Source organism: Pedobacter indicus (assembly GCF_003449035.1).
GTDB lineage: Bacteria > Bacteroidota > Bacteroidia > Sphingobacteriales > Sphingobacteriaceae > Albibacterium > Albibacterium indicum.
This window is the reverse complement of the sequence record NZ_QRGB01000001.1, coordinates 225,423-249,419: the sequence shown is the minus strand read 5'-3', so window position 1 is coordinate 249,419 and position 23,997 is coordinate 225,423. Positions and strand designations below refer to the sequence as shown.

Here is a 23,997-nt window from a genome sequence, read left to right as displayed (position 1 = left end):
AAAGTACTGCCTTTTTATCAGAACAAAAAATATCTCATTATATTAGCACAAAAAACAAAAAAATGGCAACTCAATCCAAAGAAAAACTATTTAACGATATAGAGCAAACCCTCGTTAACCACGGTTTCACCATTGTAGAGCGAGATGAAAATCGTCCGTGGGGAGGTTTCTTCGTTATCGACGAAGAGCAGGCACAACAGTTTGCCGATGCATTTTTTGACGGTATCGACGTCAAAGACTTGCGCATCGCAGGAAAATTAAGTCCCAAGATATTGTTCGTTGCCCCCAATAAAAAACTATCCTGGCAGTACCACCATCGTCGTGCAGAAATCTGGCAGGTTTATCAGGGCGAAGTAGGCGTCATCACCAGCCAGACCGATGAAGAGGGCGAGCTTCAGAAACTGAACGAAGGCGATGTAATCAAGCTAGAGCAAGGCCAGCGTCACCGTCTGGTAGGTTTGGACGAATGGGCCGTATTAGCAGAAATCTGGCAACATACAGACCCTGCCAACCCTTCAAACGAAGAAGACATCGTGCGCGTACAAGACGATTTTGGCAGATAGCCAATCCAAACAGCCGACTTTCATATAATAGACGTGCACATAGCGGATTTTCACAGAGGTTTTATCAAATAGAGGATAAGCAGCAAACAAATGACAAATTATAACGAAGACAGCATACGGTCACTCGACTGGAAAGAGCATATCAGGCTTCGCCCGGGTATGTATATAGGGAAATTAGGAGACGGTTCAGCTTATGACGATGGTATCTACGTTCTGTTAAAAGAAGTTGTTGACAACAGCATTGATGAATTCGTTATGGGGGCTGGCAAAACTATTGACATCACCGTCAGCGAATCCAAAGTCTCCGTTCGCGATTATGGTCGCGGCATCCCCTTGGGGAGCGTTGTCGATGTCGTGTCCAAGATCAACACCGGCGGTAAGTACGACAGCAAAGCCTTCCAGAAGTCGGTCGGCCTCAATGGCGTTGGTACCAAGGCCGTCAATGCCCTTTCCAATGCCTTTACCGTACAATCCTATCGTGCAGGCAAGACCCGTATTGCTGAATTCAGCAAAGGAGAGTTGTTAAACGACCATGAGAAGGAAACCACCCAGCGCAATGGTACCGCCGTCGTCTTCCATCCCGACGATAGCATCTTCAAAAACTACAAATACCGCATGGAATTTGTAGAGAACATGATCTGGAACTACGTATTCCTCAACTCCGGCCTCACCGTCAATTTCAATGGCACCAAATTCCATTCCGAACATGGGCTTAAAGACCTGTTAGAAAGAACCGTAGAGCCCGAAGGCATGCGCTATCCTATTGTCCACCTCAAAGGTGACGATATCGAAGTTGCCTTGACCCATGGCCAAGCCTATGGAGAAGAATACTATTCATTCGTCAACGGCCAGCACACCACCCAAGGCGGCACACACCAGCAAGCCTTTCGCGAGGCCATTGTCAAAACCGTTCGCGAATTTTATAAAAAAGACTTCGATGCGGCAGACATCCGCGCATCTATTATTGCCGCCATCGCCATCAAAGTTCAGGAACCCGTATTCGAGTCGCAGACCAAAACCAAACTCGGTTCCCAGAGTATCGGCCCAGACGGACCAACCGTACGTACCTTCATCAATGATTTCATCAAGAAATACCTTGATGACTATTTGCACCGCAATCAGGAAGCCGCCGATGCCCTCTTAAAACGTATTTTACAATCCGAGCGCGAGCGCAAAGACATCGCAGGCATCAAAAAGCTCGCTAATGAACGCGCAAAGAAAGCCTCCGTACATAACCGGAAACTTCGCGACTGCAAGATCCATTACGACGATAAGCACGAGCGCAACCAAGAAACCACCTTGTTCATCACAGAGGGTGACTCCGCCAGCGGATCCATCACCAAATCCCGCGATGTACAAACCCAGGCCGTCTTCAGCTTAAAGGGGAAACCCCTCAACGCCTTCGGCCTCACCAAAAAAGTGGTTTATGAAAACGAAGAATTCAACCTATTGCAACACGCCCTCAACATCGAAGATGGGCTTGACGGCCTCCGTTACAACAACATCGTCATCGCTACCGATGCCGATGTCGACGGAATGCACATCCGTCTTTTGCTTATGACCTTCTTTCTTCAGTTCTTCCCCGATCTTGTTAAAGCAGGGCACGTATCCATCTTACAAACCCCACTGTTCAGAGTACGGAACAAAAAAGAAACCATCTATTGCTATAGCGATGAAGAGCGCGTAGCCGCCATCGCCAAGCTTGGCAACAAGCCAGAGATCACCCGTTTCAAAGGCCTGGGTGAGATTTCCCCCGAAGAGTTTGGCCTCTTTATCGGTCCGGATATGCGCTTAGACCCCGTTATGCTGATGAAAGAAAACAAAGTAGGCGAGCTGCTAAGCTATTATATGGGTAAAAATACACCCGACCGGCAGAAACACATTGTCAATAACCTGCATGTAGAGTTAGATGTAGAGGAAGAGCTGCTGGGGGTGTAGGGAGTTAGTCATGAGTCCCAGACCTCGTTTTTCTCTAAAATTATACGGCTACATATCCTCAACAGATAGGTCAAGAAACTCGACGTGATAGTTAGGGAGTCCGGTTAGTAGGTTCTTTGCTTTCGATTTTACGCTTTCGAGGTTAATGTTTTCTTTTTTTCGTTTAACTTTTGCAATAATGGCGGACTTCTCGATGTCGTTTATCGCCACAATATCAATTTCATTAATATTGCCCTTTTCCCAATATGTCCCGATATTAGAATAAATACCCTCCTCAACCATTTTTTCGATAAAGTACTTTTCAAGGATAGCCCCACTGTAGGTTGAATAATCTCGTTTTATGATTTCCTTTAGATAGTCTAAGTTCCCGATTTCCACGGTACTCCGGTATTTGTATATAAAACGAAACCAGAAATTTAAAAAGTTGTCATTGATCCGGTATTTGACAGATCGGCTGCCCGGCTTTGAAAAAATTGGACGCACCTTGGTTATCAAACTGAACTCATTTTCCAGACGGTCTAAAAATCCGCCGACAGGCATCTCCATTATCGATTCGATTTCTACTCTGGACGTTTTGGATGAAGCGATGAGTGATAAAATAGAAAAGTAGTTGCCATATTCCTTGCCAAATTCATCAATGAGAACATTTTTCCCTTCATCTAAAAAAAGAGAATTTTCGGAAAGGACGGTATTGATGATGGACTTAAAGCTCAATGCCTTTGCTTCGATGAGCAGTTCGACATATTTAGCGACGCCCCCCGTAACCAGATAGAAGGCCAGCAGGTCATCGTTGGAATAGTTAGGACGGTAATCTGCCAAAATTTCCTTGAGTGTTGAAATGGTAAAGGCCTTAACATGTATTCTGGCGGTCGCCCTCCCGAAAAGGGGTTCTTTTGCATGCTCAAATATTTTACTCATCAATGAGTATATGGAGCCACAGAGGATCAGGTTGATTTTGCTCGTCCGTTTATTACGATCCCAAATGTTTTGCATTTCGCTGTAGACAGAGGGGTTGACCGTGTTAAATTCCTGGAACTCATCAATAACCAGTGTAAAATTTTTGGTTTGGGATAATTCCATCAAATACCCGAATCTAAAATAAGGACAGCTACGGAAGTTAAAGGATTGAGAGAGCAGATTAACAAAGTAATGAGTGAACGACCTAAATTCTAAGACTATGATGAGTTATATGAAAATATTATTAGTGCCGATTTCAGTTTTACTTGCATCAGGATGTAAAACAGACTGGGAAAAACAACAGAGGTTTTTATTACCGACAGAAAATAAATTAGAATCCATTTCTTATAATGATAATGAAATGGCTACAATTAAAGTTTTTTCTGTCTCGGGAACATTAGACCGAGATAGCTTAGTTCATTATCCTCTTCAAAAAATTGAGGGTAAAGCCCTAAAAAAATGGCATAAAGCATCAAATCAAGAGATTAAAGATTTAGAGGTTTTTTTTTCAAGAAGAACCAATAGATGAAGAAATCAGTAAAAAGGTTTTAAAAAGCATTATGGATGAAAGTTACTACGTAGCTTATATGTTCAACTATAATGAGAAAGCTCCAGCATTTGAAAAAGGCTATGCACATAAAGACCGAAATCCAATTCCTGGAGAAAAAGGTTATAATACAATGAGTTGGCTTGATATTTATTTCTTAGATATAGGTTCTAAAGAACTAATACATATTAGCTACGGAAAGTTTTAGAACGATATTAGAAGCTGTCTTAAAGTCGCTAACTGAGAATGAAAAGAAGGATAATTATGCTTATGTTGATCGTGTTGAGTCATTTAGCGCTCTTGGCCCAAGATAAAGAGAGGGATGAGGTGTGTGACTTTGTAATTACTATGGACGGAGATATTGTTAAAACCATCTACCGTCCAGAGATTGTGATACTTGAATCGGATACAGACATAAAAACAGTGCCGGTATCCTATCATCCAGGTAGTTTGTCGTTGGCTAAAGTTGACAGGGATCATCTGCTGTCGCTGGCTGATAGCATCAGACTATTTTTGAGGTTTGAGTATAATGAATATACGACCCAGGGAAATCAGAAGGTATTAAACTACGAAATTGAGATAGGTAAGGGGTGGCTGGAGCAGGCATACATGATACTGCACATATTTAATACCGAAAAAAAACGTATAAGGGTAAATTGAAACCTGTACCGGGTAGAAATTATACTTTTGAACTGGATTATCCGGGTGGGCAGATGATTAGGTTGCGTGAAAAATAATCATTAGGATGACCTATCAAGCCGAGCTTGATAGGTTTACGGCGCAACGGCTATAATAAGATGGGCAACAACCGAGTGGGCTTCGCCCAAGGCACAAACGTGACGGTGCCGAACTTTTCGACGGACTACTACCACTTTGACCTTGCAAACCGGTAAGGCATACATTAAAAAAACAGGGTTTTTATTTTCATATTTCGACTTTATTCGTTTCGTGGATTTATCAGGTTGATCATGTCAAGGGCATAGCTGTAATCCGTGACCACCTTTAACAGGCCGGTGGCTTCGTCAGAGGTCAGTTCTTTATTCTTTAATACATTGCCCAACAGGTTCACGGTATGCTTTAACGATTTGAACTGTTCTGTCTGTTCCCTTAATCGTTGCTCGTTGACCGCATAACCTTTTATCAGATATTCTTTTAGCACCTGATTGGCCCAGATGCAGAACTGTGTACCCCGCTTCGAGTTCACTCGATATCCAACTGAATTAAGGTCTAATTCTTCTTCCCTAAAAATGTTTTTCAAGTGCCTTGAGATAACGGATTTGTCTCTCCTGAACAACCTGGACAATTGGTTGAGCGAAAGTCATATCATATCATCTTCGAGCTTGACGTCAATGGCTGTTTGACCGTCCTCTGTCGGTGGACTCGTTAGCGGAAATAATCCGAGCCTTAATTTTGGAATAGCTGTAAGTGTTGTAGTTTTAAAGCAAGATAAACGACTAATTTCCGTTTATCTTGTTAATTTATTACATTTGATTATGGATATTACCCGGACGATAGGTCTCCATGCAGACAACCTCTTGCCACATCATTTATTGATGTCGTGGTTGAAGGCCTATAAGCGGCCAAATGATAAAATTTTGGCGCTGAAAGCCCAGGGTATTCTAGAGCCATTGAAAAAGGGTCTGTACATCGCTGGACCTTCGGTAACCGATAAAAGGCCTGACGTGTTGCTGGTCGCGAACCATTTACTGGGACCAAGCTATGTGTCGGTGGAAACGGCTTTGTCTTACTATGGTTTAATACCAGAACGGGTATATGAAATATCATCCATGACGACAAAGGTGTCCCGTTCTTTCAATACGGTATTGGGTATGTTCACATATACGCGCCTACCATTGCCCTATTATTCCTTTGGTTTAAAGATGCTTCACCTCCCTTCTGATCAGTATGCTATAGTGGCATCACCGGAAAAAGCATTGTGCGATAAAATAGTAACGACATCTGGACTGACATTAAGAAGTACCCGCAATGCCTATGCCTATATTGTTGATGATATGCGGATAGATGAATCGGCATTAAATGACCTAGATACGGATATGATAAAGGGATGGCTTCCTGACGCACCCAAAAGAGAAAGTTTATGGATGATGACTAAAATGATTGAACAATTATGATAAGGGAGTGGTTGGACAGCTATAAGCCTAGAAATGAACAAGACGCTAAAGATGCGCTGAGGGAAATCATGCAGGAAATTGCGCTTGCTGGTCTTTACAGAGCGGGTTTTTTTGAAAGGGCCGCTTTTTATGGCGGAACGGCGTTGAGGATATTTTATGGATTGGATCGGTTTTCGGAGGATCTAGACTTTTCACTACTTGAGGTCGATCCGGAATTTGATCTGGGTAAATATCAGGAAACCATTGTCCATGAATTTCAATCGTTGGGGATGGAAGTGTCTATAGCAGAGAAGAAGAAAGCTGTCAAAAGCAATATTAATTCGGCATTTCTAAAGTCCGAAACCCTTTGGAGAGAACTGGTTTTGGAAGGTGTTATCCCCCAGCAGGGAATCGATCGGATCGCCAACATTAAAATCAAGATTGAAGTAGATACTGAACCTCCTTTAGGTTTCGAAACGGAAGAGAAGCTACTCCTGCGGCCGTTTTCATTTTATGTAAAGTGCCTCATCCTTCCTGATTTATTTGCAGGTAAGATGCATGCGCTTCTCTTTCGTAAATGGGGACAAAATGTAAAGGGACGGGATTGGTATGATATGGAATGGTACATTAAAAAAGGAACCGTCCTTAATCTGCGACATTTTGCTTTGCGAGCTCAAGATAGCGGTGATTGGGATAAGGATACGATTACCGAAAATGAATTTAGGGAGCTGTTGACTAAAAAAATCGATACGGTAAACATGCGATATGTTAAAGAAGATATTAAGCGCTTCATTCGCGATCAAAGTAGTCTTGACATATGGAGTCCGGAATATTTCCATGAACTGGTGGGTCACTTGAAAGTGAAGGAAAAATGAGAAAAAAATTCAATTTATGAGCCTTTGTGCTTCAGACGATACCAGAATGCAGTATGAAATATAGGAAACTAAAAAATCCCTAGTTTTCGGGGATTGATTGCACCTATCTTGCCTTTTAACTTTGATAGTAAATAATTTAAAGAATGAGCTATGAAGGTGCTTATTAAAATATTGGTGTTGAGTCTCGTATTAGTAGGATGTTCAAAAGATGGCGATGAGATCGCTCCGAAGGAGAACTTTAATGATCTGTTTGGCGGAAAACCTTTTAAAGGAACTGCTGAGGGCGTTCGGATTAATGAAGGGGATGACAATTATACGTGGAATGGTGAAGGACGGGTGGCAGTGATCGAAGCTTTGGGAGATTCGGTGTCAATCGTGTTTATGGCTGACTTTGGAGAGGAGGGCGATATTAATTTGAAAATGAGAGGGAAGGTTGAAGGTTCTAATTTTCTTATGGAATCAGAAGATTCAGCTAGTTTCTTTCGGATAGTTAACGAAAAGATAACTGGCGATATTAGTAATGATGCCCAGGAAATGAATTTTGAGGGGACACTTAGGGAAGAGCAAGCTAACTTGACGGTGCAGGTTTATTTTAAAGAAACAACTGGTGCTTTCCCGAAGGGGTCTTCTTTAAACCTGACATTTAAGACGAGCAGGGAGGTTAGTGAGGATGATGATAACGGTGAGGGTTGCCAAATGCGGATGGTCCCTATCTGGGGGCCTAATGGTATGACAATGGGTATGGTGCCGGATTGTTAGGTTTAACACTTTTACGTACGACTTTTTGTTAAATCTTACATTTTTCTGTACGACTTTTAGGAGCAAAACCAAAAACGTCTGTTATTTCAAGCAGAAAAGTCAATTTTGACTGAAATAACAGACGTTTAATAATCTATAGAAGGAAGGTTTTACCTTTTCTCTCCCGCTTCTTTAAACTCAGACCCTTCTTTCCATTTCGGGAAGGTTGTTTCCATGCTTAGGGTATAACCCACCTGAAAGAAGAGCCGGATATCATTCATAATACCGTCCATCTGCCAGTAAGATTCGTCGTACTCATCTTTTTGAGTATGGTAACGGCCGGCAAACATTTCACGCTTGGCTTGGGCTTCTTCGCTTTTGTCAACGTAGTCGCTTCCTCCACCAGCGTAGATGGCTGGAACGCCTACTTTGGCAAAGTTGAAATGGTCGGAACGGAAAAAGGATCCGGCGGATGGGTTGCGGTCGCCCTCTACCTTCCGATCTTGCAGTTTGGCAGCATTCCCGATATATTCATCCATTTCAGATTGGCCGAGACCGATTACGGTAATATCGTTGGTTTCGCCCATGGCGCCCATCGCATCGATGTTGATGTTAGCAACTGTTTTGGCTAAAGGGTAGATGGGGTTGGTGGCATAGTATTCTGAACCCAGCAGGCCTTGCTCTTCGGCGGTTAGACCCATAAATAGAATAGTTCGTTCTGGTGGAACACTGGCTTGGGTGAAGGCTTTGGCAATCTCAAGGATGGCGGCTATGCCGGTAGCATTGTCAATCGCCCCATTGTAAATGGAATCGCCTTCCAAGGGTTCGCCAACACCCAGGTGATCCCAGTGGCCGGCGTAGATAATAACCTCATCAGGTCTTTTGCTGCCTTCGAGTTTGGCGATGACGTTGTTTGAAGTGGAACGCTCTACTTCATTTTTGATCGTGACGCTGGTGCTGAGCCCTAAGTCGACTGCTTTGAAGCCTGGCTTTTTGGCTTGTTCTATCACATCGGCATCAACACCGGCCAGGGCAAACATCTGCTTGGCTGATTCAGCACTGATCCATCCTTCAAATTGGGCGAGGGAGGCTCCGTTGTCGGCTGACTCTAAAGCCATCTGCGGGCCGCTCCAGCCAGAGCGGACTACGTTCCACCCATAGCTGGCTGCGCCGGTATCGTGGATGATCAGGATGCCGGTAGCGCCTTGGCGTGCAGCTTCCTCAAATTTGTAGGTCCACCGGCCATAATAGGTCATGGTTTCACCTTTGAATAGTTTTTTATCGTAATAACCGGGGTCGTTCACCATCACCACAACGGTTTTGCCTTTGACGTCCAGTCCTTCATAATCATTCCAGTCGTATTCAGGGGCAACAATTCCAAAGCCGGCAAAGATCAATTCGCTGTCATCTACCTGAATGGTTTCTTCTAAATGACGGCTGCCCATGACAAAATCATCCAGCAGGCTTAGGTTGATGCTGCCGTTCTCGCCGCTGAGGGTCAGCGTTTCACTTGGATGCGAAGTGATCTCAACCAAAGGCACCTCCTGAAAATAGCTGTCGCCATTACCTGGTTGCAGGCCCAGGCTTTCAAATTGCTCTTTGAGGTAGTTGATGGTTTTGGTTTCGCCTTCGGTGAAGGGCATGCGGCCCAGGAACTCATCAGAAGAGAGCGTTTTAACGGTATTGACAAAGTTTTCTTCGCTGATGGCATTCATGGCAACGGAGTCAACCGCGGGTGCCTCTGAAGTTTCATTATTGTTGCAGGCTACGAGCGTGGCACTGGCAAGGAATAGACAAGTGAGTGTTTGTTTCATCGGTGATAATGTGTTCGTTCGTTTGAAATAAAAAATAAAAATAGTATAATTTACTTGAATTCGTATTTTTACAGCAAATGCTAATTTTAATTGCATAGAATATTGTTATGAGTGAAGAAATAAATCAAAATAATGAATTGCCGGAAGAAGAAGGAAATGGGGAGTTGTCGGGTAGTCGGGTAATTCCTCTTTCGGGTTTATATGAGCGGTGGTTTCTAGATTATGCGTCCTATGTGATTCTTGATAGGGCGGTCCCTTATATCAACGATGGTTTAAAGCCAGTACAGAGGCGTATTCTGCACTCTTTGAAGGAACTGGATGATGGCCGGTATAACAAAGCGGCGAATGTGATCGGTAATACGATGAAGTATCATCCGCATGGGGATGCTTCGATTGGCGACGCGATGGTGCAATTGGGGCAGAAAAACCTATTGATTGACACGCAGGGTAACTGGGGGGATCCGATTACGGGTGATTCGGCTGCGGCACCGAGGTATATTGAGGGGCGCCTGTCGAAGTTTGCCAACGATGTGGTTTTCAATCCGGATACGACGGTATGGCAGTTAAGCTATGACGGCCGGAATAGAGAACCGGTGACTTTGCCGGTGAAGTTTCCATTGCTTTTGGCGCAAGGGGCTGAAGGGATTGCTGTGGGGCTGGCGACCAAGATCATGCCGCATAACTTTATCGAATTGCTCGATGGCTGTATCTTGGCATTAAGGGGCGAACGGCCGAATATCTTGCCTGATTTTCCAACCGGGGGGCTGGCTGACTGTTCTGCCTATAATGAGGGGATGCGTGGTGGGCGGATTAAAGTGCGAGCGAAGATTGAGGAACGCGATAGGAAAACATTGGCGATTACGGAAGTGCCGTTTGGGGTCACAACAGGCAGTTTGATTGATAGTGTGATCTCTGCAAACGATAAGGGTAAGATCAAGATCAAAAAGATTGAAGATAACACGGCACAGAACGTAGAGATTATCGTGCATCTGGCTTCGGGGGTTTCTCCGGATGTGACCATCGATGCTTTATATGCTTTTACGGATTGTGAAATCTCAATTTCGCCGAATACCTGTGTCATTAAGAATGACAAGCCCCAGTTTATGAGTGTGAACGATGTGCTGATCGAAAATGCGAAGTTTACACGGGGTTTGTTGAAACAGGAGTTAGAGATTAGGTTAAATGATTTGCTTGAGAAGATTTTCTTTAGTTCACTACTGAAGATCTTTATTCAGGAAGGGATGTACAAACATCCTGATTATGAAAATGCAGGTAACTTTGAGACAGTGGTTGAGGTGCTGAACAGGCTGTTTGAACCTTTCTTTCCTCAGTTTTACCGGGAAATTTTGCCGGAAGATTATAAACGCTTGATCGATAAGCCGATGAGCAGCATTACACGCTTTGATGTGAAAAAGGCGGACGAGCAGATGAAGGCTTATGAGGATGAGATTAAGAAGGTGAAGCATCATTTGAGGCACCTGACGGATTATGCGGTGGCATGGTTTGAAAGGCTGAAGGAGAAATATGGTGAAGGAAGGGAGAGGAAAACGGAGCTGCGGACTTTTGAGAAGGTGACAGCAGCGGATGTGGCGCTAGCGAATATTAAATTTTACGTGAACCGTGCGGATGGGTTCATCGGTACAGGACTGCGGAAGGATGAGTATGTAGGTGACTGTTCGGACTTGGACGATATCATTGTGTTCCGGGAAGATGGACAGATGGTGGTGACGAAGATTCAGGATAAGGTGTTTGTCGGCAAAGGGATCATCCATGTAGCGGTGTTTAAGAAAGGAGACGACCGAACGGTCTACAATATGATTTACCGGGATGGTAAAACGGGGGTTTCCTACGTTAAGCGCTTTTCTATTTTAGGAGTAACGCGCGATAAGGAGTATAATTTGACAACCGGTAACAAAGGCTGTAAGGTGCTGTATTTTACGGCGAACCCGAATGGTGAAGCAGAAGTGGTGAATGTGCAGTTGAGGGCGCACTCGAAATTGAGAAAGCTGCAGCTGGATATTGATTTTACTGAGATTGCCATTAAGGGCCGGGGCTCTAAAGGGAATATTGTTACCAAGTATCCGATCAAGAAAATCGTGTTGAAAAGTAAAGGTGTATCTACCTTGGCGGGGCGTAAGATCTGGTTTGACGAAACACTGAGCCGTTTGAATGTCGATGGTCGCGGTTTGTACCTGGGTGAATTTGATGGTGACGATAAGATTTTGGTGGTGCTGAAAGATGGTAGCTATGAGTTGCGTTCTTTCGACTTAAGTACGCATTTCGATCATGAATATTTGAAACTGGAAAAATATGACCCGGAACGTGTGTACTCGGTTATACACAAGGACGGAAAGTCGGGAAATTACTATGTGAAGCGCTTCCTGATTGAAAATATGCCGATTGGGAAAAGAACGAGCCTGATTAATGAAGAGACGGGGTCGCGACTGATAATTATTAGTAATGCGGATCACCCGATCGTAAAAGTGGATATCGAAAAGGGGAAGTCAAAAACTCAGGAAAGCTATGAACAAGACTTGGCTGAATTTATTGACGTGAAAGGGATGAAGGCTCAGGGGAATCGACTGACGCCGCATACGGTTAAGAAACTTAGTCTGCTGTCAGCAGAGAAGACGGCAGACGAGCGTGGTGCAGAAGACAAGGGAACCGAGGAGAAAAAGCCGGGTGGCGAAGAAGTCGTAGCTGAAGAGAAGTCCGGTAATTCGGAGGCTGCTACCGAGAAGCCCGGTAATACGGAGGATGCTAATACAAAGGAAGAACCAGAAAAGAAAGCTACCAGGAAAATCGACCTGGAGATTACCAATCCGGATGATATAGATATGGATGATAAAGGACAAATGGGCTTATTTTAAGTCCATTTGTCCTTTAGTTTTTTCGTTTAATTTGCTAGAGAAAATATTCCGTTACCCCTGCGCCAGGCTTTGAACGAATCTATCAACCTTCGGGCGTATTACCGCAGCACAATAGGGTTGATTGGGGTTTCGATTGAAATAGTTGACATGGTAGTCTTCGGCTTCGTAAAAGGTGTCCGCAGGAGATACCTTGGTCACAATAGGCCGGTCAAATACTTGCTGTTCAGTCAGCCCTTTAATAAAGCCTTCTGCCTGTTCTTTTTGCTCTTCATTATGGTAGAAGATTTCTGAACGGTACTGTGTTCCGATATCATTGCCCTGACGGTTTAGCGTTGTTGGGTCATGGGTCTTGAAGAAAACTCCTAAGATATCCTGATAATTCAATACGTTCTCATCATAATCAACTTGAATAACTTCTGCATGCCCGGTTGTGCCGGTGCAGACTTCCTCGTAGGTAGGGTTTTCTTTGGTTCCACCCATATAGCCTGGTATGATTTCATTAAGACCTTCGAGCTTCTGGAATACTGCTTCGGTACACCAAAAACATCCGCCTCCTAAAGTTGCTTTCATCTGTTCTGATCTTTTATTTATCTGAATTAATAGATATCAAATTTACGCATAATTATTTTACTGGTACTGTATGTATACAGGGATGGGCTTGAGTTCCATCAGTTCTTCAGGCGTAATCAGACGATTGGGTGCTTGTTTGATATCGTTTTTATAGAATATTTTAAATCCGGTGAATTCGACAGGCTCTTTGTAGATATATCTTCGATAGGTGTCTTTCTTCAATGTTGTTGGCCCCCACCCGTCCATATGGATGACGGTCTGTACCTCGGGTCTTAACTGGATATCATTATAATTTCTAACCATACCCTGTGTGAAGCGGTGGACAACGAATACCTTGGGAGGAAGATTGTTTTCCTGTACAATTTTGGAAAGGTACTCGCTTGCATAATTGATATCGGCTGCCGTGAAGTGACCTATTTTCTTTCCGGGCCTGGTGCCGTCTTTCATTGAGAATTCAGGATCGATACCCAGGTGCACATGGGGCAGTTTAAGGTATTTTTCAAGATGTGGTAGCTCATCCTGAATAGTGCTCAAAGCTACCTGAATGTCCAAAAAAACCAAGGCATCGCGCATTTCAGCAATTGCCAGGACAGAGTCGATTTGGTGATCGGGCATTCGTGAGCGATATTTGCCATCCTTGCCTGCGCTGCCTTGTGCAACCACGGCAATATAGTGTAAAGCAGGGATGGCTTCACGTGCTGAATCTACCCGGTTCCATTTCTCAATTTCTTCGTCGAGGCGAGCAAGCATCTTTTCGGGTTCGTATTCTCCTAGAATGCCCATTTTGGTAGAATACAGATTGCCATAATAAGCTATGATCCGCTTTTGTGGTAGAATAGCCCCGGGTAGAGGTATTGGTTGATCATCGACGGGCCAAGTTCCTGTGGTGTCACCGTTGACAAGGGCGAGCATATCCTCGCGGAACTTGACAGAGTCAATAAGCGGATAGGCAGAGCTTACTTTGTCTTCTACAATGCTCGGGATCGTATCAACAGCCAATGTGTCCGCAGATGACTCTTGATGTTTAGCGCCCTGTATATTTTGCGTACAAGACAAAGTGAATATAGCTAACGCAGTCGTTAGGCTGGCGAGTGATACGTATGTTTTTCTTTTCATAGAGTTGATTATAGGATTTTTCTAAAACGACCATAATTGCTCATGATCAGTTTTTCTTTGCCAGTTGAATGTTTACCGGATGGCCGTAGGTATAGATCCCCGGTTTCCAGGTTGCGGACCTGAGGATAATGTGTTTTAATTAATTTTTCAATATTCTCCGATGAGAACCCGGACGTGTATGTGTTTAGAATAAAAAAATGTTCTTTGGGATCCAATAGCGTGATAACCTGTTCAATCATTTCTTCGATCTGATCCTCCAGTTTCCATCGTTCACCCTTGGGCCCATGACCGTATGCCGGAGGGTCAAGGATGATCCCATGATAGCCATTTCCGCGCTTGGTTTCACGCTTCACGAATTTAAAAGCATCCTCAACAACCCAGCGGATATCCTTAAGCCCGGATAATTCCTGGTTCTGATTAGCCCAGCTAACTACTTGCTTGATGGAGTCGACATGGGTCACATCTGCCCCACAGGCCCTGGCAACTAGGGAAGCGCCTCCGGTGTAGGCGAAGAGGTTCAACACTTTGGGTGTTTGACTTTTCATCTTACGCAGAGAAGCTGCTATATATTGCCAGTTGGCCGCTTGTTCTGGGAAAATGCCGACATGTTTAAACTTGGTAAGCGCTAGTCTGAATTTGATGTCAATGGGTCCGACTTGATAAGTAATCTGCCAGTCGGATGGGTTGGTCTTGGATTTTTTAACCCATTCGCCTTGGGTGCTGGAGCGAGCAACAAAACGTGCATGATGCCTTTGGTGCCACTCTTCACCGGACAGCGATTTGGGCCAATTGGCGTTCGGCTCAGGGCGGATAAGCGTGATGGAGCCAAAACGCTCTAGTTTTTCGCCATTACCACTGTCAATGAGTTGATAGTCGATCCACTCACTAGGTGTGGTCAGTAAAGAGTTGGATGTCCCGGCCATGTGATAAGCTAATTAAAAACTATTTTTAGCAACTTTCATAAAAGGGCTGGCAAATACAAAATCGTTTAGCTCCTTGATATCGGTATGTGCAATTTCTTTGTTGGAGCCTTCCCATTTCTTCTGGCCTTTATAGAGGAACAAGATGTAATCACCAATACCCATAACGGAGTTCATATCGTGGGTTACAACGATTGTTGTGGTGTTGAATTCTTCAGTTAGATCTTGGATCAGCTCATCGATCAGGATCGATGTCTGTGGATCCAGACCTGAATTGGGTTCATCACAAAACAGGTATTTCGGGGTCATAGAAATGGCTCGAGCAATACCTACTCTTTTTTTCATACCACCGGATAGTTCTGCTGGATATAGGTCGTTGGTTCCCTTTAGGTTCACTCTCTCCAAACAGAAGTTGGCGCGATCGACTTTCTCACTCCGGCTCATGTCAGTAAACATATCCAGGGAGAACATGATATTTTGCTCAACTGTCATCGAGTCAAAGAGTGCTGAATTTTGGAAGAGCATACCAATTTCTTTTCGGATGGGGATGCGGTCATCAAAAGACATACGGGTAAAATCGGCTTTGTTATATAAGACCCTGCCCGCATTGGGCTTATGTAGGCCTACCATGCACTTCAATAGTGTACTTTTCCCAGAACCCGATCCACCAATAATCAGGCTGATTTTGCCGGGTTCAAAGGTAGCGGATATGCCTTTTAAAACTTCATTGTCACCAAAGGATTTATAAATATCTACGATCTCAATCATGTATCTATTGGATATTAATTCTTTATAACATTACAGCCGTAATAATATAATCACAAGCTAAGATGGTAATACAACTCACCACCACACTCTTTGTACTTGCATAGCCTACTTCCAGGGAGCCACCTTCTACATAGAATCCTTGAAAAGCGGAAACCGAGGTGATGATAAAGCCGAAAACAAAGGCTTTCACGAGAGCCACTGAAACGGTATAGCCATTAAAATCACTCGTAATACCGTTGATGTATTCCGCTGGTGTAACAGCTCCGGACAAGGCTCCTCCCATAAGTCCGCCAGCGAGCGACAGAAAAATAGATACAATAACCAATAAAGGAACCATGGTGATACCCGCTATGATCTTTGGTAAGATCAAGTAACCCGGGGCGTTGATCCCCATAATTTCAAGCGCATCAATCTGTTCTGAAACGCGCATAGAGCCGATTTGTGAGGAAATAGATGAACCCACTTTCCCGGCAAGGACAAGCGCTGTGATGGTCGGGCTTAGCTCCAAAATACTGGAGTCACGGTTGATTTGCCCGATAATGGAAGAAGGGATCAGATCAGACACGAGCTGGAAGGCAATTTGCATGGTCATTACAGCTCCGATAAAAGTTGAAATGATACCGACCAGACTCAACGAGCCAACACCGATGTTATTCATGTTCAGGATGATCTCTTTCCAATAAATGCTCCATTTTTCAGGTTTCTTGAAAACCTTTTTTAAAAGAATTAGGTATTTGCCGAAGTAAGTAAAAAACATAAATAACAATATCTTGGCATAAATATAATGTTTTAAAATTTGTAATTTTAATTTTTAAAAGCTGAGAACTGAGCATAAAAATATGAAAACAGCATTGATTACCGGTGGGACAAAAGGAATGGGCAGGGCAATTTCCTTGGCCTTGGGCAACGACGGTTATAATCTGATCATCTGCGCCCGAAATCAGGATGATCTGGATCGCATAGCAAAAGAAATAGCGAAAGTGAATGCCGAGGTGCAAGTGTATACCCAAGTATGTGACTTTTCTGATGAGGAACAGGTGAATAATTTAATTTACTGGGTAGAAAAAGAATTTGACCAGATCGATGTGCTGGTAAATAATGTAGGCCTCTTTGTTCCGGGACGCTTTTTTGATGAAAAACCGGGTGCTTTGAAACAACACATGCAGATCAATGTATTCGCTCCGCACGCTTTGTCACGAGCCATTGGTAAGGTGATGAAGAAACATGGGTCGGGAAATATTTTTAACGTTACTTCGGTGGCTTCCAGAGAGGTAGTGCCAACGGCAGCTTCTTATTCTGTAACAAAATTTGCCTTGGCAGGTCTAACAAATATCATACGTGAAGAGTTGAAGAAGCATGGGGTCAAAGTAACAGAGATTGTCCCTGGGTCAACTTTAACTTCGTCGTGGGAGGGTACAACTGTTCCGGCAAAGGAATTTGTTTTGCCGGAAGATATAGCCAAAGCTGTGATGTCTGTACTTTCCATGAGCGAGGGCGCGAATGTGGATGAAGTAGTAGTTCGGCCGATAAAAGGCCAGATCTAGCAGCGAACCTAAAAATATTTTTATGAATGCTAAACGAATAAGTTGGGGAATGGTGGTCCTGTTTGTCGGGTTTATTCTCCTGTTCTCAAATTTGGGATATATTAACTTTAATTGGTCGGCCGTATTTTCTCTTTGGCCAGTGTTGATTATTTTGATCGGAGTGGGCTATTTGCTGCCTGAAAAGAATGAAAGTCGCTATATTATGGTTTTCGTGACGCTTGCAGTACTTGCTTTATTTACCTATCAGGGACTTACCGTTCCTAAAAACAAGAGCTTTCTTGATCGTGTCTTTAATGATCATAACAATGATTTCGAATGGGACTCCTCCAGTTCCAAAGCAGACGGCTCGGCGGCGGCAAGTAAACATTTTGAGCAACCTTATGATCCGGCTATTGAAGAGGCTGATCTCTCTATTGAAGGAGGGGCAGTGGGTTACCGAATCGGGGAGCCAACGGATCAATTGTTTTCCGCGGATGCCAAGTCGAGTTTTTCTAACTTTTCATTAAAGGAAGTGAGATCGGGGAACCGCGCGGATCTGGAGTTCAAAATGTCAAACGAAGATGGGAAGCGTACAGATAAGGATAACGGCTCCAATTCTGTTACAATGCATTTGAATGCTAACCCGATCTGGAACATTAGCCTGGAAATTGGTGCAGGCTCGGCAAGTTTTGATTTGAGTCCGTATAAATTGAAAAGCCTGTCGATTGAGGGTGGAGTGGCCAGCGTAAAAATGAAAGTGGGGATGCCGCAAAAGAAAGACTCAGAAATTAATTTTGAAGGCGGCCTGGCCAGTTTCGAACTGGAAGTTCCGAAAGATGCGGCTTGTCGGATTATCATGGAGGCTGCTCTTTCTTCAAAGAACCTCGATGGTTTTAGTAAGCAGGAAGATGGTTCTTATGTTTCGGGTAATTATAATTCAGCCGACAAACGCTATATCATCAATATTGAAAGTGGATTGTCAAGTGTAAAAGTGAAACAATATTGATTGACGAAGGGTGTTTGTGGAAGAGAAGCGTTATTTGATTGTTCAGCAGGGGAAGCCGAGTAAACCTTATAGTCTGGCTGAATTGCGTTTACTGCATTTAAGAGCCAGTGATTTTATCAAAGAGGAAGGAACCGCAGATTTTAAAGAATTACGGGAGCTGCCAGAATTAAGCAGGCTGCTGGAGGTAGAGTACCAGGCTGCGGAGCCGCAGTATTTTGCGACTTTGGATGTGCGCTTGCTGGCTTGGGCGATTGATTTCTTTTTGGCTTTCGCTGTCTATTGTATTTTGGTTTTAGTACCCATTCTCGGTTTTGCGCCACCGGAACAGCGAATGACGCTGGCTTTGCTGGGCTTGATTTCTATTATCCCTATTCAGTTTTTCATTTCCTTGTTCATGGAATGCTCAAAGTATCAAGGCGGTCCGGGGAAGATGGTTTTACGAATTAAGGTATGTGATGTTAAAGGTAGTCCGATTAGTTTCCCGAAATCGCTGTTACGTAATATCGGGAAACTATTGGGTTTTCTTAGTTTGGGCTTGGGTTTCCTGCTCGGATTCTTTAATCGCAAACAACAGTGTTGGCACGATAAATTAGCCAATACATTGGTGATCAAGGATCGATTGATTTAGGCTTCGTCTTTGGTATTGCGAACCAATCCGATTCCCGAGAAAAAGAAGATGATGCCGATAATCCCGACCACGAGTAGTTCTCGATAGGCTTCACTGCGTTGTACAAATTGTACACCTACATATATGAGCCCGATAATTCCGAGTATCGTCAGAATGGTTCCAAATGTTCTTTTTACATTCATAGCGTGATGATTAAAGATTTATTATACAGCCAAAGGCAATTTTTATGCCTAAAAGAAAAATGTATCTTAGACGGACGCTAATTTGTATTTTTACTGAAATTCCTAATAATTAATATATGAAATACCTTACTACCTTAGTTTTTGGTCTCCTATTATTCACCCATGCTGCTTTGGCTCAAGGCTTGGCACAAAAGATCGAAAATGCGTTTGAAGCTTTTGAACGGGAGCCGAATATGAAGTATGGGATAGCCTCCATTACGGTATTGAATGGCAATACGGGCGAGGTGATGTATGCGAAGAACGAAGGGACAGGCTTGGCGACGGCCTCAACCATGAAAGCGATAACAACTGCGACAGCCTATTCGATAATGGGGAGTAATTATAAATACGAAACCAGTTTACGCTACAGCGGAACGATTGATGGGGCGGGCGTGCTGAACGGCAATGTGATCATCCAAGGTACGGGCGACCCGTCATTGGGTAGTGAGAATTTTGATGAAACCAAACCGGAAGATATTCTTGCACAGTGGGTGGCTGCTATTAAGCGTGCAGGTATAAAGAAAATTAACGGATCGGTTATCGGGGATGATATTTTATTTAATGGCCATATGGCACCTAGTGGGTGGACTTGGATCGATATGGGGCAGTATTATGGCTCGGGTGTTTCATCGTTGAATTGGCGCGAGAACAAGTTTAAGATTATCTTATCGGGAAAAGGGAGGGTAGGTGACCCAGCTCCATTACAGCGTACAGACCCGGATAAGCCTTATTTGAAAATTATAAACGAGGTGACGATCGGCAAACCGGGTACGGGTGATCGTGTCTATGCATTTTCAGCGCCGTATTCTTCGTTCATTGTTTTAAGGGGTACATATGCATCGGATCTTAATAAACAGATTGAGATATCCGTTCCGGACGGTGCGCTGGATGCTGCCTGGTCATTGCAGGCGGCTTTAGAGAAAGAAGGTGTTTCTGTAGAAGAGCCTGCAAATACAGCCTTCCTGATGAAATCAGAAGGAGAAACTATTCCATTGGAAACAACTTTGTTAGATCGGTATTTCTCGCCGACCCTCAGCCAGATTTGCTATTGGTTTATGAAACGCAGCATCAACCTTTACGGTGAGGCTCTGCTGAAAACGGCGGCTCTGCAAGAAGGCTCGGAGCCGGAAACCAGCGAGGCGACGGATTGGGAAAAGGAGTTTTGGAGTGAGCTGATTGGTGAAGGGGAAGGAGCATTAAAGATCAAAGATGGTAGCGGCTTGTCGCCGGAAAGTCGGGTGACAACCATGGCAATGGCGAAAATCTTACTGCATGCAAAAAAACAAAATTGGTTTGGCAGCTACTATGAGAATATGCCAACCTACAATAACATGAAAATGAAGAGCGGTACAATTGGCGGGGTTTTAGGTTATACAGGCTATCACACCGCTCCAGACGGAACGCCACTCGTGTTTTCGTTCTTAATCAATAACCATATGGGGGGCTCGCAGCCGATGCGTCTGAAAATGTTTAAAATGTTGGATGCCTTAAAATAGTGCACCAACGATATATGAGCACAATTGTTTACCTTTGTATGTCATGGGATTAAATCTATCAGTATCAATCGATAAAGATTCAGGCTTCTGTTTTGGCGTAGTTTACGCTATTGATATGGCCGAAGAGATTTTGGAAGAGGACGGTTATTTGTACTGTCTGGGCGATATCGTGCATAATGATAAGGAAGTAGTTCGGCTAAAGGATAAAGGTCTACGGATTATCAGTCACGACGATCTGCCCAACCTGAAAAACGAGAAGGTGCTGATCCGTGCCCACGGTGAAGCTCCTGAAACGTATAAAATAGCACTGGAAAATAACATCACGCTGATTGACGCTTCTTGCCCTGTAGTATTGAAACTTCAGAATCGCATCAAAACCACTTTTGATGAGAAAGAAAAGGTATTGATCTTTGGGAAACATGGACATGCAGAGGTGATAGGTCTTCAGGGGCAAACGAATGGAGAAGCGATCGTTTTTCAGGATATTGCTGAGCTGGATCACGTGGATCTTCCAAAGAAATTCACGCTCTACAGCCAAACTACCAAGAGTACCGATAAGTTCTACGAGATTAAAGACGAGCTTTTGCGGAGAGGTTATGATGTTCGTGCTAATGATACGATCTGCCGACAAGTTTCTACGCGGTATGAAGACCTGGGGAGCTTTGCTGAGGCGTTCGATAAGGTTGTTTTTGTAGCAGGTAAGAAATCCTCTAATGGAAAGGTTCTTTATGACGTGTGTTTGAAAAGTAATCCTAATACCTATTTTATATCCGATCCGAGCGAATTGGATCCCTCTCGGTTTGAGGAGAATGATCGTGTAGGCATCTGTGGCGCGACATCAACGCCCATGTGGTTGATGGAAAGTGTTCGCGATGTGCTCGAGAAATATTGATTTTAGGTCATATTTATCGCTGATTGTCTAAAGTTTACATCTTAATTTCTTGGTTTTAGTAACTTTGTGCCATGATGAAAAAAGGAATATTGTTAGTAAATCTGGGTACGCCGGATAGCCCCTCGGTGCCGGATGTTCGCAGGTATCTGGATGAGTTCTTAATGGATGGACGAGTAATCGATATTAAGCCAATTCCCAGAAACCTATTGGTTCGCGGTGCAATTATTCCTTTCCGCGCCCCGCAGTCAGCTAAGATTTATAAGGCTATCTGGACTGATGAAGGTTCTCCTTTATTGATTTATGGTATGCAAAATAAAGAGAGGTTGCAAGAATTGCTGGGTGATGAATATGCTGTTGCATTGGGGATGCGCTATCAGAAACCGTCTATTGAGTCAGCATTAAACGAGCTAAAAGCCCAAAATGTAAAGTCAATCCAGGTAATTCCTTTGTTCCCTCAATATGCCTCGGCAACAACGGGCTCCGTTCATCAGAAGATCATGGAGATTGTCAGCAAATGGCTGGTGATTCCAGAAATAAGCTTTATGAACTCCTATCACGACCTGCCTGAGATGATTGATATTTTCGCAGACAATGGTCGTAAACACGGTATTGAAAATTATGATCATGTAATTTTTAGCTTTCATGGTTTGCCTCAACGTCAATTGCTGAAAGCAGACCATACGAAGCAACATTGTCTGAAAAACGGGACCTGTTGCCAAACGTTAACTGATCAAAACTTTTTTTGCTATTCTGCACAGTGCCACGATACGGCACGACTGATTGCTGAAAACCTAGGTCTGAATAAAGATCAATATACGGTTAGTTTCCAGTCGCGTTTGGGAAAAGAACCATGGATAGAACCATTTACCAGTCAACGGATTCACGAGCTGGCTAAACAAGGTAAAAAGCGTTTACTGGTGTTTTGCCCGGCTTTCGTTGCTGATTGCCTAGAGACTCTTTACGAAATAGCAGTAGAATACCAAGAAGAATTTGTGGAAGCGGGAGGTGAAAAAGTGCAATTGGTAGAAAGCCTGAATGACGATCCGCGTTGGGTCGATATCTTAAAAAATTTTGTATTGAAAGAGGAAAAGCAAATCCTTGACTAAGAAACATTCATGAGATTTATCGTTTTAAACTCCTTTATCCTCCTTTTTTTAGATATCTACATCTATAAAGCTCTGCGTGCTACCAATATCAAGTGGGCGAAAACCAAGCTCTTTTCTATTCTATGGTGGGTTTACTCTGTTCTCTTATTTTTGGGAATTATAGCGACTGTGTATCTAGATCTACGTTTGACAATCCGGTCAATCGTCCTCGTCGCTTTTTTTATAACCTTTGTTTCCAAATTGGTTTTCGGTCTGGTTTTCTTGGTCGATGATGTCCGTCGCGGTGGTTTATGGTTAACTAGAAGGCTTTTTAACAAAGAGAAAGATTCAGGAGAACCACTAACTAAAGCAGCAAGTGATCGGTTACCGGAAGAAGGGGCGTTATTGAATGAAAAAAAGAAAGGTATTTCCCGTTCGGATTTTCTTGCTAAGACAGGGATCGTTCTGGCTGCAGTGCCTTTTACAACGTTGAGCTGGGGAATTGTTTCCGGAGCTTATGATTATCGGATCCGACGACAAACGCTGCACTTGCCGAATTTGCCAAAAGCTTTTCATGGGATGAAAATTGTGCAACTGTCGGATATTCACTCAGGAAGTTTTTACAATCAAAAAGCAGTAAAAGGCGGTATTGAAAAGGTTTTGGGCGAGAAGCCCGATGTTATTTTTTTTACGGGCGACTTAGTCAATAACCTGGCTTCTGAATTGAAAGACTATAAAGATATCTTTAGTAAACTGAAAGCACCTTTAGGTATTTATTCCATTTTGGGGAATCATGATTATGGTGAGTATCATTTCGGTCATGAGCCCTCGCCGGCGAAAGCTAGAAACCTGGAACTGATAAAGAATACACAACGCGAAATGGGATGGGACCTGCTGTTGGATGAAAACCGAAAGTTGAAAGTCGGCAATGAGGAAATTGGAATTATTGGAGTTGAAAACTGGGGTGCGGGTGGTAGGTTTCCGAAGTACGGTGATCTGAAAAAGGCTTTGGAAGGGAGCGAGGATATGCCAGTTAAGTTGCTACTGTCTCACGATCCTTCGCATTGGCGTGCACAAGTACTGGATCATCCAGATGTGGATGCTACCTTCAGTGGCCATACCCATGGAATGCAGTTTGGTGTGCGAACGAAGAGCTTCCAGTGGAGTCCTGTGCAATATATCTATAAGGAATGGGCCGGACTGTATCAGGAGGGTCAACAGCAGCTTTATGTCAACACCGGTTTTGGCTTCTTGGGTTACCCAGGTCGAGTGGGTATCTTACCAGAAATTACCGTGTTTGAACTTCAAAGCGGAGAAAAACCAGCCTAATCGTTCTCTTCCTGTAACATTCTTATACGA

Annotated in this window: 25 protein-coding genes; 16 read left to right on the top strand and 9 right to left on the bottom strand. The window is 43.6% G+C overall.

The genetic code is table 11. The features are described 5' to 3' along the window. The first annotated feature begins 62 nt into the window (after positions 1-62). Together D3P12_RS01280 and D3P12_RS01275 are read left to right on the top strand one after the other, a co-directional pair. A complete protein-coding gene (locus D3P12_RS01280) occupies positions 63-563 on the top strand; it encodes a cupin domain-containing protein (protein ID WP_118193295.1) in 501 nt (166 codons plus the stop codon). Between the two features lie 90 nt (positions 564-653). Beyond that, complete coding sequence (locus tag D3P12_RS01275; RefSeq protein ID WP_118193294.1) at positions 654-2,501, top strand: DNA topoisomerase IV subunit B; 1,848 nt, start codon at positions 654-656, stop codon at positions 2,499-2,501. 48 nt (positions 2,502-2,549) lie between these two features. Here the strand turns inward: D3P12_RS01275 and D3P12_RS01270 are convergent, their stop codons facing one another. Further along, complete coding sequence (locus D3P12_RS01270) at positions 2,550-3,581, bottom strand: ATP-binding protein (protein ID WP_118193293.1); 1,032 nt, start codon at positions 3,579-3,581, stop codon at positions 2,550-2,552. A gap of 109 nt (positions 3,582-3,690) precedes the next feature. Between D3P12_RS01270 and D3P12_RS01265 the strand changes: the two genes are divergently transcribed. From D3P12_RS01265 to D3P12_RS01255, 3 genes are read left to right on the top strand one after another with little or no spacing between them, the layout of a single operon-like run. Next, on the top strand, positions 3,691-3,987 hold the full coding sequence (locus D3P12_RS01265) for a hypothetical protein (protein ID WP_157970237.1): 297 nt from the start codon (positions 3,691-3,693) through the stop codon (positions 3,985-3,987). 31 nt (positions 3,988-4,018) lie between these two features. Then, positions 4,019-4,213, top strand: coding sequence for a hypothetical protein (locus D3P12_RS01260; protein WP_118193291.1), 195 nt, complete (start codon positions 4,019-4,021; stop codon positions 4,211-4,213). A 38-nt stretch (positions 4,214-4,251) separates the two neighbouring features. Further along, entirely contained in the window at positions 4,252-4,665 is a 414-nt protein-coding gene (locus tag D3P12_RS01255; RefSeq protein ID WP_118193290.1) for a hypothetical protein, read from the top strand. Between the two features lie 277 nt (positions 4,666-4,942). Here the strand turns inward: D3P12_RS01255 and rhuM are convergent, their stop codons facing one another. Further along, positions 4,943-5,263 (bottom strand): RhuM family protein, encoded by a 321-nt coding sequence (gene rhuM / locus D3P12_RS01250; RefSeq protein ID WP_205941048.1) that lies wholly within the window; start codon positions 5,261-5,263, stop codon positions 4,943-4,945. Between the two features lie 235 nt (positions 5,264-5,498). Between rhuM and D3P12_RS01245 the strand changes: the two genes are divergently transcribed. The 3 genes from D3P12_RS01245 to D3P12_RS01235 all read left to right on the top strand — a co-directional run bounded on the left by D3P12_RS01245 (position 5,499) and on the right by D3P12_RS01235 (position 7,750). After that, positions 5,499-6,137 (top strand): type IV toxin-antitoxin system AbiEi family antitoxin domain-containing protein, encoded by a 639-nt coding sequence (locus D3P12_RS01245; protein ID WP_118193288.1) that lies wholly within the window; start codon positions 5,499-5,501, stop codon positions 6,135-6,137. Next, a complete protein-coding gene (locus D3P12_RS01240) occupies positions 6,134-6,991 on the top strand; it encodes a nucleotidyl transferase AbiEii/AbiGii toxin family protein (RefSeq protein ID WP_118193287.1) in 858 nt (285 codons plus the stop codon). Before D3P12_RS01245 ends, D3P12_RS01240 begins: the two co-directional genes overlap by 4 nt. Positions 6,992-7,141: 150 nt before the next feature. Then, entirely contained in the window at positions 7,142-7,750 is a 609-nt protein-coding gene (locus D3P12_RS01235; RefSeq protein ID WP_118193286.1) for a hypothetical protein, read from the top strand. A 149-nt stretch (positions 7,751-7,899) separates the two neighbouring features. Here D3P12_RS01235 and D3P12_RS01230 read toward each other — a convergent pair whose 3' ends face one another. Further along, positions 7,900-9,639: a M28 family metallopeptidase gene (locus D3P12_RS01230; protein ID WP_245977361.1), complete on the bottom strand. Its 1,740-nt coding sequence runs from the start codon at positions 9,637-9,639 to the stop codon at positions 7,900-7,902. An 11-nt stretch (positions 9,640-9,650) separates the two neighbouring features. Between D3P12_RS01230 and D3P12_RS01225 the strand changes: the two genes are divergently transcribed. Then, a complete protein-coding gene (locus tag D3P12_RS01225) occupies positions 9,651-12,413 on the top strand; it encodes a DNA gyrase/topoisomerase IV subunit A (protein WP_118193285.1) in 2,763 nt (920 codons plus the stop codon). A gap of 51 nt (positions 12,414-12,464) precedes the next feature. On the opposite strand, the gene msrA is transcribed toward D3P12_RS01225, so the two are convergent. Genes msrA through D3P12_RS01200 form a run of 5 tightly spaced genes read right to left on the bottom strand, consistent with a single transcriptional unit; the run spans position 12,465 to position 16,544 of the window. After that, positions 12,465-12,983 (bottom strand): peptide-methionine (S)-S-oxide reductase MsrA, encoded by a 519-nt coding sequence (msrA, locus tag D3P12_RS01220; RefSeq protein ID WP_118193284.1) that lies wholly within the window; start codon positions 12,981-12,983, stop codon positions 12,465-12,467. A gap of 57 nt (positions 12,984-13,040) precedes the next feature. Next, positions 13,041-14,099: a hypothetical protein gene (locus tag D3P12_RS01215; RefSeq protein WP_118193283.1), complete on the bottom strand. Its 1,059-nt coding sequence runs from the start codon at positions 14,097-14,099 to the stop codon at positions 13,041-13,043. Between the two features lie 8 nt (positions 14,100-14,107). Next, the gene (locus D3P12_RS01210; RefSeq protein WP_118193282.1) at positions 14,108-15,022 is read right to left on the bottom strand and encodes a class I SAM-dependent methyltransferase; all 915 of its coding nucleotides are present in this window, start codon (positions 15,020-15,022) and stop codon (positions 14,108-14,110) included. Between the two features lie 12 nt (positions 15,023-15,034). Next, positions 15,035-15,787 carry an ABC transporter ATP-binding protein gene (locus D3P12_RS01205; RefSeq protein ID WP_118193281.1) on the bottom strand — a complete coding sequence of 251 codons (753 nt, stop codon included), beginning with the start codon at positions 15,785-15,787 and terminating at the stop codon, positions 15,035-15,037. A gap of 22 nt (positions 15,788-15,809) precedes the next feature. Further along, positions 15,810-16,544 carry an MlaE family ABC transporter permease gene (locus tag D3P12_RS01200; RefSeq protein WP_118193280.1) on the bottom strand — a complete coding sequence of 245 codons (735 nt, stop codon included), beginning with the start codon at positions 16,542-16,544 and terminating at the stop codon, positions 15,810-15,812. 82 nt (positions 16,545-16,626) lie between these two features. On the opposite strand from D3P12_RS01200, the gene D3P12_RS01195 reads away from it, so the two are divergent. Genes D3P12_RS01195 through D3P12_RS01185 form a run of 3 tightly spaced genes read left to right on the top strand, consistent with a single transcriptional unit; the run spans position 16,627 to position 18,944 of the window. After that, positions 16,627-17,331, top strand: coding sequence for an SDR family oxidoreductase (locus tag D3P12_RS01195; RefSeq protein WP_118193279.1), 705 nt, complete (start codon positions 16,627-16,629; stop codon positions 17,329-17,331). 22 nt (positions 17,332-17,353) lie between these two features. Beyond that, positions 17,354-18,316, top strand: a complete 963-nt coding sequence (locus D3P12_RS01190) for a LiaF transmembrane domain-containing protein (RefSeq protein ID WP_157970236.1) — start codon at positions 17,354-17,356, stop codon at positions 18,314-18,316. A 16-nt stretch (positions 18,317-18,332) separates the two neighbouring features. Continuing rightward, positions 18,333-18,944, top strand: a complete 612-nt coding sequence (locus tag D3P12_RS01185) for an RDD family protein (RefSeq protein ID WP_157970235.1) — start codon at positions 18,333-18,335, stop codon at positions 18,942-18,944. Here the strand turns inward: D3P12_RS01185 and D3P12_RS01180 are convergent. Continuing rightward, on the bottom strand, positions 18,941-19,126 hold the full coding sequence (locus D3P12_RS01180) for a hypothetical protein (protein ID WP_118193276.1): 186 nt from the start codon (positions 19,124-19,126) through the stop codon (positions 18,941-18,943). The two genes, D3P12_RS01185 and D3P12_RS01180, sit on opposite strands and share 4 nt — an antisense overlap. Positions 19,127-19,242: 116 nt before the next feature. Between D3P12_RS01180 and dacB the strand changes: the two genes are divergently transcribed. The 4 genes from dacB to D3P12_RS01160 all read left to right on the top strand — a co-directional run bounded on the left by dacB (position 19,243) and on the right by D3P12_RS01160 (position 23,967). Beyond that, positions 19,243-20,661 (top strand): D-alanyl-D-alanine carboxypeptidase/D-alanyl-D-alanine endopeptidase, encoded by a 1,419-nt coding sequence (gene dacB, locus D3P12_RS01175; protein WP_118193275.1) that lies wholly within the window; start codon positions 19,243-19,245, stop codon positions 20,659-20,661. 43 nt (positions 20,662-20,704) lie between these two features. Beyond that, positions 20,705-21,553 carry a 4-hydroxy-3-methylbut-2-enyl diphosphate reductase gene (locus D3P12_RS01170; RefSeq protein ID WP_118193274.1) on the top strand — a complete coding sequence of 283 codons (849 nt, stop codon included), beginning with the start codon at positions 20,705-20,707 and terminating at the stop codon, positions 21,551-21,553. Positions 21,554-21,624: 71 nt separating this feature from the next. Continuing rightward, positions 21,625-22,659 carry a ferrochelatase gene (gene hemH, locus D3P12_RS01165; RefSeq protein ID WP_118193273.1) on the top strand — a complete coding sequence of 345 codons (1,035 nt, stop codon included), beginning with the start codon at positions 21,625-21,627 and terminating at the stop codon, positions 22,657-22,659. Positions 22,660-22,668: 9 nt separating this feature from the next. Beyond that, the gene (locus D3P12_RS01160; RefSeq protein ID WP_118193272.1) at positions 22,669-23,967 is read left to right on the top strand and encodes a metallophosphoesterase; all 1,299 of its coding nucleotides are present in this window, start codon (positions 22,669-22,671) and stop codon (positions 23,965-23,967) included. Positions 23,968-23,997 lie beyond the last annotated feature (30 nt).